Source organism: Stenotrophomonas sp. YJH_SMC_43 (assembly GCF_059372535.1).
Genome location: NZ_JCAFVQ010000006.1, coordinates 144,876 through 155,632, shown reverse-complemented (window position 1 = coordinate 155,632; position 10,757 = coordinate 144,876). Strand labels below are relative to the sequence as shown.

General features: G+C 64.7%; 8 protein-coding genes and 2 rRNA genes. 5 read left to right on the top strand and 5 right to left on the bottom strand.

Features of this window, described 5'->3' with window-relative positions:
- A 5S ribosomal RNA gene (rrf, locus tag AC5QAH_RS20210) occupies positions 1-98 on the top strand; the annotation flags it as partial.
- A 132-nt stretch (positions 99-230) separates the two neighbouring features.
- Positions 231-345, top strand: a 5S ribosomal RNA gene (gene rrf, locus AC5QAH_RS20205).
- 282 nt (positions 346-627) lie between these two features.
- Here the strand turns inward: rrf (AC5QAH_RS20205) and AC5QAH_RS20200 are convergent.
- The gene (locus AC5QAH_RS20200; RefSeq protein WP_495232535.1) at positions 628-2,337 is read right to left on the bottom strand and encodes a M28 family metallopeptidase; all 1,710 of its coding nucleotides are present in this window, start codon (positions 2,335-2,337) and stop codon (positions 628-630) included.
- Between the two features lie 86 nt (positions 2,338-2,423).
- Positions 2,424-3,086, bottom strand: coding sequence for a DUF4097 family beta strand repeat-containing protein (locus tag AC5QAH_RS20195; RefSeq protein WP_143994167.1), 663 nt, complete (start codon positions 3,084-3,086; stop codon positions 2,424-2,426).
- 95 nt (positions 3,087-3,181) lie between these two features.
- Here AC5QAH_RS20195 and AC5QAH_RS20190 point away from each other — a divergent pair, with 95 nt between their 5' ends.
- Together AC5QAH_RS20190 and AC5QAH_RS20185 are read left to right on the top strand one after the other, a co-directional pair.
- A complete protein-coding gene (locus tag AC5QAH_RS20190) occupies positions 3,182-4,480 on the top strand; it encodes a murein hydrolase activator EnvC family protein (RefSeq protein WP_159359689.1) in 1,299 nt (432 codons plus the stop codon).
- Between the two features lie 108 nt (positions 4,481-4,588).
- Positions 4,589-6,079, top strand: a complete 1,491-nt coding sequence (locus AC5QAH_RS20185) for a S41 family peptidase (protein ID WP_461288784.1) — start codon at positions 4,589-4,591, stop codon at positions 6,077-6,079.
- A gap of 91 nt (positions 6,080-6,170) precedes the next feature.
- On the opposite strand, the gene AC5QAH_RS20180 is transcribed toward AC5QAH_RS20185, so the two are convergent.
- Positions 6,171-6,863, bottom strand: a complete 693-nt coding sequence (locus tag AC5QAH_RS20180; RefSeq protein WP_019662230.1) for a rhomboid family intramembrane serine protease — start codon at positions 6,861-6,863, stop codon at positions 6,171-6,173.
- A gap of 227 nt (positions 6,864-7,090) precedes the next feature.
- On the opposite strand from AC5QAH_RS20180, the gene AC5QAH_RS20175 reads away from it, so the two are divergent.
- Positions 7,091-8,440, top strand: coding sequence for an outer membrane protein transport protein (locus AC5QAH_RS20175; RefSeq protein ID WP_010484240.1), 1,350 nt, complete (start codon positions 7,091-7,093; stop codon positions 8,438-8,440).
- Positions 8,441-8,499: 59 nt separating this feature from the next.
- Here AC5QAH_RS20175 and AC5QAH_RS20170 read toward each other — a convergent pair whose 3' ends face one another.
- Both AC5QAH_RS20170 and AC5QAH_RS20165 read right to left on the bottom strand, forming a co-directional pair.
- A complete protein-coding gene (locus AC5QAH_RS20170; RefSeq protein ID WP_313310997.1) occupies positions 8,500-8,958 on the bottom strand; it encodes an FG-GAP repeat domain-containing protein in 459 nt (152 codons plus the stop codon).
- Complete coding sequence (locus tag AC5QAH_RS20165; RefSeq protein ID WP_313310998.1) at positions 8,952-10,733, bottom strand: FG-GAP-like repeat-containing protein; 1,782 nt, start codon at positions 10,731-10,733, stop codon at positions 8,952-8,954. The genes AC5QAH_RS20170 and AC5QAH_RS20165 overlap by 7 nt, the downstream gene beginning before the upstream one ends.
- Between the last annotated feature and the right edge of the window lie 24 nt (positions 10,734-10,757).

The window sequence follows — 10,757 nt, the reverse complement described above, 5'->3', positions numbered from 1 at the left end:
TGTGGAACCACCCGATCCCATCCCGAACTCGGAAGTGAAACGCAGCTGCGCCGATGGTAGTGTGGCTCAAGCCATGCGAGAGTAGGTCATCGCCAGGGTTTACACCCAAAACCCCGCTGCTCACGCAGCGGGGTTTTTCTTATTAAGTGAAGGCATTGCTTTTCTGGATACCTTCCGCCCCAAGGGCAAGATCGCGAAGCTGGCGCTGCAAGCGCTGCTGCAACCGTCTCCCTGGTGAAATTAGCGCTGTGGAACCACCCGATCCCATCCCGAACTCGGAAGTGAAACGCGGCTGCGCCGATGGTAGTGTGGCTCAAGCCATGCGAGAGTAGGTCATCGCCAGGGTTTACACCCAAAACCCCGCTGCTCACGCAGCGGGGTTTTTCTTTGACCGCCGCGAGCGGCGGCGCCAACCACGGTTGGCGACTACCGATAGCAGAGGGATCAGCGGTAGATCCACGCCATGCGTGGATGCTCCCCGCAAGGAACCAAGGCGCCAACCCAGGTTGGCCGCTACACACAGCAGGCCAGGGTTGGCACCCACCAATGGCGGAGCGCACAAAAAAAAACGGCGCCCCGTGGGGCGCCGCTCTGCTCTCAACGATGTTCAGTCGAGCATGGCCCGACTTACTTGGCCGGGGCCTTGTCCTTCATCATCGCGTCGCGAGCCGCCTTGAACGGGTTGCCCTCATACCAGTTCGGCCAACGATCGCCACCGGCCAGTTCCTTGCCGACGCCGTACATCAGCTGCAGGTCTTCCACCGTACCGTCCAGCTTCCAGGTGGCCGCGTCGAACTCGTCCTTCGGGCCATGGTAGCGGTTGGCGCCGTAGTCCGCCGCGGCCTTGCGGCCAGCGTCCACGCCACCCTCGCGCAGGTCTTCGCCGCCATCGGCGTACAGGGCCGGCACGCCGGCCTTGGCGAAGTTGAAGTGATCCGAACGGAAGTAGAAGCCGCTCTGCACCGAGGTCTCACCATGCAGCGTGCGGTCCTGGGCCGCAGCCAGCGGCTTGAGGATGTCTTCCAGCTCCGAGCTGCCGAAGCCGGTGACGGTCACGTCCTTGGCACGGCCGGCCACCGACATCGCATCGATGTTGATCACACCGGCGATCTTGTCCAGCGGGAAGGTCGGATGGGAGACGTAGTACTTCGAACCCAGCAGGCCGGACTCTTCCAGAGTCACCGCCAGGAACACCACCGAACGTTCCGGCTTCGGCTCCTGGTGGGCCATGGCTTCAGCCACCTCGAGGATGCCGGCCACGCCGGTCGCGTTGTCGACCGCACCGTTGTAGATGTTGTCGCCGGTTTCACCCTCGTGCTTGCCCAGGTGGTCCCAGTGCGCCATGTACAGCACGGCTTCGTCGGCACGCTTGCTGCCCGGCAAAACGCCCACCACGTTGCGCGACTGCTTCTGCGCGATCTGGCTCTTCAGGTCGACCGCGGCGGTGGCCTTCAGCGGCACCGGCTTGAAGCCGCGCTTGCTCGCATCCTTGTAAGCCTGCGCCAGGTCCAGGCCGGCACGGGCAAACAGCGCCTTGGCGGCGTCGGCGCTCAGCCAGCCCTGCACCGGAATGCGGGCATCCGGGTCATCCTTCGCCGGCAGGTCGTACTGCGGCCCGGCCCAGGAGTTCTTCACCACGTCCCAGCCATAGGAGGCACCGGCAGTGTCGTGCACGATCAGCGCGGCAGCGGCGCCCTTGCGCGCTGCCTCCTCGAACTTGTAGGTCCAGCGGCCGTAGTAGGTCATGCGCTTGCCGTCGAACAGCTTCGCGTCATCGACATGGAAGCCCGGGTCGTTGACGAACATCACGACCGTCTTGCCCTTCCAGTCCTGGCCGGCGTAGTCGTTCCACTTCTGTTCGGGCGCATCGACGCCGTAGCCGACGAACACCAGGTCGCTGGCATCGACCTTCACCTCGGCCTGGCCGGTACGGGTACCCACCACCATGTCGGTGCCGAACTTCAGCTCGGTGGTCTTGCCGCCCTGGGTGATCTTCAGCACGGTCGACGCGTCGGCCGTGGTCTCGGTCATCGGCACATCCTGGAACCAGCTGTCACCGTTGCCGGGCTGCAGGCCGATGCGCTGCATCTGGTCGCGGATGTAGTTGACCGTCAGTTCCTCGCCCTTGCTGCCCGGGGCGCGGCCTTCGAATTCATCCGAAGCCAGCGTCTTGACCATCTCGGCGAAGTCGCCGGCGTTGATCTCCGGCGAGAACGCATGGGTCGCCGGCTTGGCAGCGGCGGTGTCGGTGGCCGGCGCGGGCGCCGGCGTGTCTTCGCCTTTGCAGGCACTGAGCGCGGCCGCAGCGGCCAGGCACAGGAGGAGTTTGCGGGGCATCGTCGATTCCTGGAAAACAAAGGGCGGCCGTACCTCGTGTACGACCGGTAACAGCGAGTATCACCGAACCGATGGGCGCGGTGTGCTCAGTCCGCCGGAGCGGTTTCGGTGTCGAACGGGATCGGGTCGGCGCCGGTCACCGGGCCGATGCGGGCCGTGCGGTGCACGTACAGCACCACCTCGCGCTCGAACTGCAACGGGCCGTCGACCACGGCATTCGGGCCGATGATCACGCGTGGCTTGCGGCTGGCGGTCAGCGAGACGCTGAAGTTCGGCTTGCGCACGTGCACACCGCCTTTGACCTGCGAACCGATGCCCACAGTGATGTCACCGTTGACGGTTTCCACGTCGTTGCCGACGCGGCTTTCGACCAGCCCGATGCCACCGTTCACGGTTTCAACGCCGCCTTCGATCTGGCTGCCGCGATCGCTGAAGATGCTGCCGTTGACGGTGCTGACGTTGCCATGGGCGATCACTTCGCGGCCCAGGCGCACACCGCCGTTGACCGTTTCGATCTTGCCGGTGCGCGCGCGATCGGCGACCTTCACCCCGCCGTTGACGGTGTCGATGCTGCCGGTCTCGACGCCTTCGCCGACGCGGATGCCGCCGTTGACGGTGTCCAGCTTGCCGTAGCGCTGGCCGGGTTCGGCGCTGATGCTGCCGTTGACCTTGCTGATGTTCTCCTGGGCGCAGACCGGTCCGGTGGCCAGCAGTACGCCCAACAGCAGCGGAATGGAGAGAGCTTTCATGGGGACCTCGATGGATGTGCGGCTGGCAGGCCGCGTGCGGAGATGTCACCATTCCCCGGTATCCCCCGCAACTGCCTGAAGTCACTGGAAAGCCCTTGCGCAACAACGTCTTCCCATCACGCCGACATCACATCGCCGCTGCCCGCGGCGGGCGCGGCCTGCTGTTGGGGCTGGCCTTGGCACTGGCGTTGCCGTTGCCGGGTGCCGCGCAGACCACGCGCGAGACCGAGCGCAAGCTGCAGAAACTGCGCAGTGAGCTGAAGGGCGTGGCGCAGGAGCGCCGGCAGATCGAAGGCCAGCGTGGCCAGGCCTCGCAGCAGCTGCGCGAGGCAGATGAGAAGGTGGCCCGCACCGGCCGTGCGCTTGCGCAGACGGAAACCGCGCTGCGCGAGCAGGGAAGGGCCCTGGCCGAGGCCGAACAACGCCGCAGCACGCTGCAGGCCAACCTCGCCCAGCAGCATCGCGAGCTGGCCGGCCTGCTGCGTGCAGCCTACCAGCTGGGCAACCACGCACCACTGAAGCTGCTGTTGTCGCAGGACACGGTAGCCGATGCCAATCGCGCCCTGGCCTACCATCGTTACCTGCAACGCGAGCGTGCGCAGCGGATCACCACGCTGACCGCCGACCTGAAGGAACTGGAAGCGCTGCAGGCGCAGATCGCCGAGCGCAAGCAGAAGCTGCAGGGTGCACAACAGGACCAGAAGCAGCAGGCGGCGGCGCTGGAAGCCGACCGTCGCGATCGCGCCAAGACCGTGGCCTCGCTGGACGAACGCTTCAAGGACCAGCGCGAGAAGGAACAGGCGCTGGGCCAGGACGCCAAGGCGCTGGAAACACTGCTGGCCAATCTGCGCGCGGCCGCCGCCCGCGCCGAGGCCGAGCGTCGCGCGGCTGCACGCCGAGCCGCCGCCGAAAAGGCCGCTGCCGAGCGGGCCGCACGCCAGGCCGCTGCGCAGGGCCGCCCGCCGCCGCCGACCAAGGTTCCGCCGGCGGTGGCGTCGGCACCGGCGCCGAAGGTCGGTGGCCTGGGCTGGCCCTTGTCCGGCAACCTGCTGGCCCGCTATGGCGGCAAGCTGCCTGATGGCCGCACCAGCAGTGGCGTGCTGATCGGTGCACCGGCCGGCAGCACCGTCACTGCGGTGGCCGATGGCACTGTGGTGTTCTCCGACTGGATGACCGGTTACGGCATGATCCTGATCGTCGACCACGGCAACGGCTACATGAGCCTGTACGCCCACAATGACACCCTGCTCAAGGACGCCGGTGCACGGGTCAGTCGTGGCGATGCGGTGGCCAAGGTCGGCAATTCTGGCGGCCAGGGTGTCACCGCGCTGTACTTCGAGCTGCGTCGTGGCGGGCAACCGGTGAATCCGGACAGCTGGCTGCAGCGGCGCTGAATCCAGCGCTTCCGCGTGCAGGGCGGATTCAACGGGAATTTAGCTGTGCTTCGCGCATAATCGGTGCATGTGCCTTGGGCACCATGCCACCGTCGACAGGAGTGATCCATGCGCGCAGCCCGTACCGCCACCCTCTTGCTGGCCCTGTTGCCAGCGCTGTCCTGGGCGCAGCAGACCGCGCCCGCCCCGAGCCAGGAAACCGGCGGGCAGGCAGCGAGCAGCGAGGAGGCGGTGACCTCGAAGGTGCCGCTGGAGGACATCCGCCGCTTCGTGGCCGTCTACAACGCAGTGCGGGCCGCCTACGTCGATCCGGTCGATGACAAGAAGCTGATGCAGGCCGCGGTGCGTGGCCTGCTGCTCGACCTCGACCCGCACAGCACCTACTTCAACAAGGAAGACGCGCAGGCGTTCGACGAACAGGCCAGCGGCGCCTACGAAGGCATCGGCGTGGAGCTGCAGCAGCAGCCCGACAACGCCAGCATGAAGGTGATTTCGCCGATCGACGACACGCCGGCGGCGAAGGCCGGCATCCTCGCCGGTGACCTGATCATCGCCATCGACGGCAAGCCGATCAGCGCGATCGATGCCAGCGAACCGCTGCGCGGCCCGGCCGGAAGCAAGGTGGTGCTGACCATCGTGCGCGAAGGCAAGCCCAAGGCCTTCGATGTCAGCCTCACCCGGCAGACCATCCGCGTGACCAGTGTGCGCAGCCGCCTGCTGGAACCGGGCTATGGCTATATCCGCCTGAGCACGTTCCAGGCCGACACCGGTTCGGACTTCCAGAAGCACGTGCAGCAGCTGCAGAAGCAGTCCGGTGGCCAGCTCAAGGGCCTGGTGCTGGATCTGCGCAGCAACCCGGGTGGCCTGCTGACCGCTGCCGTGCAGGTGGCCGACGACCTGCTCGACAAGGGCAACATCGTCAGCACCCGCGGCCGCATCAGCATCAGCGATGCACGCTTCGATGCGACCCCGGGCGATCTGTTGAAGGGTGCACCGGTGGTGGTGCTGGTCGATGCGGGTTCGGCCAGTGCCTCGGAAGTGCTGGCCGGCGCACTGCGCGACAACAAGCGCGCCCGCGTGGTCGGCAGCCGCACCTTCGGCAAGGGCTCGGTGCAGACCGTGCTGCCGCTGGACAACGGTGATTCGGTGAAGCTGACCACCGCGCGTTATTACACGCCCAGCGGCAAGTCGATCCAGGCCACCGGCATCGTGCCGGAGGTCGAACTGAAGCCTGCGGCGCGCCCGGAAGACGAGGCGCTGCCGGCCAGCCTGAGCGATTACAGCGAAGCGACCCTGCCGGGCCATCTGCGCGGTGACGACGAAGGCACCGAGGGCTACCACGCCGGCGCCGTACTGCCGGGCGATGGCCCGATCAACGACGCGCTGGCCGAGCTGAAGAATCCGGGTTCGGTGGCTGCACGCTTGAAGGCCGAAGCGGCGAAAGCGGATGCGGCGAAGGCCGCGAAGGCCACGAAGGCCACAGCTGCGAAGCCGGAGGCGAAGGTAGAACCGAAGCCGGAAGCGAAGCCGGAAGCAAAGCCGGAAGCACCGGAAGCAAAGCCGGAAGCAAAGCCCGCACCGGCTCCGGCCAAGCCCTGATTCTGTAGCGTCGAGCCGTGCTCGACTGATCTACGAACGAACGAACGAGCGGGTGAGCGTGACGCCGGCCAGCGGCCGGCTCCCCAAGGGTTCAGAAGCCGTGCCGCTTGCGCAGCCGGCGGGCAATGGCCGCCCGCACGTAGACCCCGTACACCACGCCGAACACGAAGCCGCCGATGTGCGCCCACCAGGCCACCATGCCGAAGCTCGGGCCGATATGGGCGAACACCACCTGCAGCGCCGCCCAGACGCCGATCAGCAGGTAGGCCGGGGCGCGCACGAACTCCAGGAACAGGCCCAGCGGGATCACCACGCCCAGCCGGGCGCCCGGGAACAGGGCCAGATAGGCGCCGATCAGCGCTGACACCGCACCGCTGGCACCGATGATGATCTGGTCCGGGCTGCCCATGGTGTAGATGGCCACCAGATTGGACACCGCACCGCCGACCAGGAACAGCAGCAGCAGGCGCCACGGGCCCAGCACCCGTTCGGCGGGCAGGCCGAAGATCAGCAGGAACACCAGATTGCCCAGCAGGTGTGACCAGTCCGCGTGCAGGAACAGGGCGGTGAACAGGCGCAGCACGCTGCCGTCCTGCAGGGTCGCCCACCAGTCCAGCGGGTGGGTCAGGCCGGTGGACAGGGCGCCCCAGTCCAGCCAGAGGCTGCCCCGGGCGTCATCCGGACGCGAGATCGACCACAGGAACGCCAGCCACAGTGCCGCAAACAGCACGGGCGTGGCCCAGCGCAGGGCTGCCTTCTTGCGCGACGGGAGGGAGACGAACATGGCACTAGCCTAGCGTGAGGGCGCTTACGGCGGGGATTGTCCTGTTCAGCTTTTGAGACGAAAAAAGCGCCTGCGCTGTTATTGTTTCATTAACAGGTCTGGGTAATACTCGCATACGGCGTCGTATGTCGGGAGGGGAATCCGGCGCGCTCCGAAGGGCCCCAAGGCCCGCCGGGCGCAGGCGCACTCAGAGCACCATCACCGCTTACCGGAGAGAGAGAACTACGATGCAAACCGCTTCCACCATTGCCCGATTGACCCTGCTGGCCGTCGGCGTTGCCGGTGCGCTGGCTGCTGCCGACGCCAATGCCGCTGCCTTCCAGCTGAAGGAAAACAGCGCCAAGGGCCTGGGCCGCGCGTTCGCCGGCTCCGGCAGCGCCGAAGGCGACGCCTCCATCATCGCCGTCAACCCGGCCGGCATGCGCCAGCTCGATGGCACCCTGGTCCAGGGCGACCTGAGCGCCATCAGCTTCAAGGCCGAGTTCAAGGGCCAGGGCCGCAATGCAGCAGGCCGTCCGCAGACCGGTGGTGACGGCGGCGACGCCGGCATGATCGCTCCGGTTCCGGCCGCGTACTTCCACATGCCGATCGGCGAGAAGGCCCACTTCGGTGTGTCGCTGACCGCACCGTTCGGCTTCAAGACCGAATACGACAACGGTTGGGTCGGTCGTTACAGCGGCCTGAAGACCGATCTGAAGGCCATCGACCTCGGCTTCGCCGCGTCGTATGACGTCAACCCGTACGTGTCCTTCGGCGCGTCGGTGTTCGTCGAGCACCTGACCATCGAGCTGAGCAACGCCGTCGACTACGGCAGCATCCTGGCCGGTGCCGGTGCTCCGGGCTTCGCCCCGGGCAGCGCCGATGGCACCCTGAAGATCGAGGGTGACAACAATGCTGTGGGCTGGACCGTCGGTGGCCTGTTCTCGATCGACGAGAACACCCACATCGGCCTGAGCTACCGTTCGAAGGTCGAGCACAAGATCACCGGTGGTGATGCGACCTTCAGCGGCGCCGACCGCGCCCGTTCCCTGCTGACCAACTCGCCGCGTACCCGCGGTTGGTTCATGGACACCAGCGGCAAGGCCACGGTGACCATGCCGGCCTCGGCCACCCTGAGCGTGACCCACAAGGTCAACGACCGCTGGACCGTGATGGGCGACGTGACCCGCACCGCCTGGTCGACCGCCTTTGACAGCGTCACCGTCGACTACGCTTCGCCGCAGGCGGATTCGGTCCTGGAGTTCGGCTACCGTGACACCACCTTCGTGTCGCTGGGCGCCGACTACAAGCTGAGCGACACCGTCACCCTGCGCGGTGGTGTTGCGCTGGACCAGACCCCGACCACCGACGCCCACCGCGACGTCCGCGTGCCGGATACCAGCCGCAAGTGGCTGTCGCTGGGCGTGGGCTGGACCCCGTCGCAGAACACCGAGTGGAACTTTGGCTACACCCACCTGTTCACCAGCGATCCGAACGTGAACGTGCGTGCGACCACTGCCAACCAGGGCAACTCGCTGTCGGGCAAGTACAAGGTCCGTGGCGACGTGCTGGCCGCTTCGTTCCAGTACAAGTTCTGATTCGGGCGATTGCGTGAAGCAGTACGAAGGAGGCCCCGCGCGAGCGGGGCCTTTTTTCGTCAATGCCAAACCTTGAGGTCAACGAACGTCCTTCCGTCGTTCGTTCCAATGAACCAGCGGCCGTCATTGGAATGGATACCTATGTCAGTCCTGCCGTCCCCGTTCCAGTCACCGGCAAATGGTGTGAATGGAGCACCGCCAGGGTCGGACAGATCATTGCCAAAGCCGCTCAGAACCTGACGGGTAGCGATGAAGTTCAGGCCATCCCCGTCGGCAAGAAACCATCGTCCATCACGTGACTTCACGCCGACATCGGCCTTGCCATCGCCGTTCCAATCACCAACAACAGGCAGGAATGGCGCTCCTGCGGGGTCGAGCAGATCATTGCCGAAATTCGCGAGCGCAAGACGCTCATAAGTAAACCCTGTGCCAGTGCTGGTTGCCATGTACCAACGACCGTCCGAGGTCTTTGCGCCTAGGTCCGTGCGTCCGTCACCATTCCAATCGCCGCTCAGCACATGAACCCCCCCCCTCCATTGTCGACGTTCTCGTTGAGGAAGTTGGAGAGCACAAGTGCGGGGTTTCTGAATCTGCTACCGTCGCTGAAGGCGACGTACCAATGCCCGTCCCTTGCCTTCATGCCGATATCTGTGAGTCCGTCGCCATTCCAATCTCCTGCAATCGCTACGAAGTCCCCTGCAGGATCGGAATGGGTGTTGCCAAATCCAATCAGCCATTCGCCGGGCCTGTCAAACTTCCGGCCATCGCCCAATGCCACGAACCAGTGTCCATCCTGACCCTTCACTGCGATATCAGTGATTCCGTCGCCATTGAAATCTCCAGTGAGTCGCTGGAAAGGTGCAGCACCCGGGTCCTTTTGATTGTCACCGAATTCCGAGAACCACTGCGCGGGGACCGAGGGCGAATTCCCAATGAGTGAGACTTGCCAGGTCCCTCGATCCGACGCAGCAAGCAGGTCGGAGCGCCCATCTCCATTGAAATCGCCGGTCATCGGCTCCCAGTGGAAGCGCGCATCGTTTGCTCCCATCATGTCCTGTGCGCTCGTTAGCACATGGATAATGTCGTTGTCCTCGCCAGGATCGATGCTGTACTGGACCATCTCAGGGTGATAGTCGGGGCGGCCATACTCGCGCGATTCCCAGTTCCAGGCTGTTGCCAGGTCGATGCCAAGGTAGTGCCTTGCAAGGATGATGGACATTGGAGTGTCGTGCAGGTTGTTGCTCGACCAAGCCGTTCCACCAGGCACGCCAAACTCGCCGATCCAGAGCGGCTTTCCCATCGTTACGGCAATGCCATTGAAATACCTGAGAATCTCCCCTGCATTCAATGTGTTACCGCTAACGTCCTGCAAGTCGAACTGGCTGTAAAGATGTACGGTGACGATATCGACATTGGGGCTGGCGTTGTAGTAACGGAAGTAGTCGCCAGCATCGTTGAACGTCCCGACAACATCCCCCAAAGGAAGGTCTCCGTCTCCTTCCTGCATTGCGCCGGTTGCGATCAGGTGATTGCCATCGATGGCCTTGATGGCGGCAGCCAGTTCATCGAAATAGTCCCTGATCTGTTCGCGAGTGACGCAGAGATCTTGGGGATTCCTGTGCTTTGCAGCAAGATTGCCCTCGTTGGTGAGCTCCCAGAACAGGACGACCCGAGAGTCACGATAGCGACTGACCAGGTCGAGAGCGAACGACTTCATGCCGGCGCGATTCTCGCTACCCGGCAGCATTGGAAGAGAGAAAGGGTAGCGTGCACAGGCCGAGCCCGAGGGACGCAGCCGCTCATCAGGATCGTAGTAGCCGGTGACAAGAGCGGGGACCAGTACGATCCCAAGTATTTCGGCATCCTGCACGAGTTGGTCGTACGCTGCGAAGTACCCGGCCCGCGTATCTGCAGATTTCCAGCGCTCAACCGCAGGGAATCGGGTCGTGGCTTCGTTGTATGTGCCAGCAGCAAAGAAGCGGACCATCCGGAAGCCAGCGGCCCGCGCTCGGGTCAGTTTTGCCCGCCCTGATGCAGGCTCGGTCATGTACAAGTGAGCAAGATCAAACATGTTGATCGATGGGAGCTCAGGAATGGTTCCGTCGATATCGAGCGCGCCGTTGGTCACCCGTAGAAAGCCAGTGCTAGTGGCCTTTCCCACGTCGGCCGCGAGAGCCGCAAATGGAGCAGATAGCGAGAGCGCGACTGCCAGCACTCCCATACCAAAACGATGCATTCCGTCGTCCTCGTTGGTTGGAGTGTTGAGTCTCCAAGGGATCTCGAGGGAGTTCAAGGTCTGGAACTCGTGATTCCGCCA

Bases quoted from the DNA above. Each gene is read 5' to 3' on its own strand.
- AC5QAH_RS20200 (WP_495232535.1), bottom strand. From the start codon at position 2,337: ATGCCCCGCAAACTCCTCCTGTGCCTGGCCGCTGCGGCCGCGCTCAGT.
- AC5QAH_RS20195 (WP_143994167.1), bottom strand. From the start codon at position 3,086: ATGAAAGCTCTCTCCATTCCGCTGCTGTTGGGCGTACTGCTGGCCACC.
- AC5QAH_RS20185 (WP_461288784.1), top strand. From the start codon at position 4,589: ATGCGCGCAGCCCGTACCGCCACCCTCTTGCTGGCCCTGTTGCCAGCG.
- AC5QAH_RS20180 (WP_019662230.1), bottom strand. From the start codon at position 6,863: ATGTTCGTCTCCCTCCCGTCGCGCAAGAAGGCAGCCCTGCGCTGGGCC.
- AC5QAH_RS20175 (WP_010484240.1), top strand. From the start codon at position 7,091: ATGCAAACCGCTTCCACCATTGCCCGATTGACCCTGCTGGCCGTCGGC.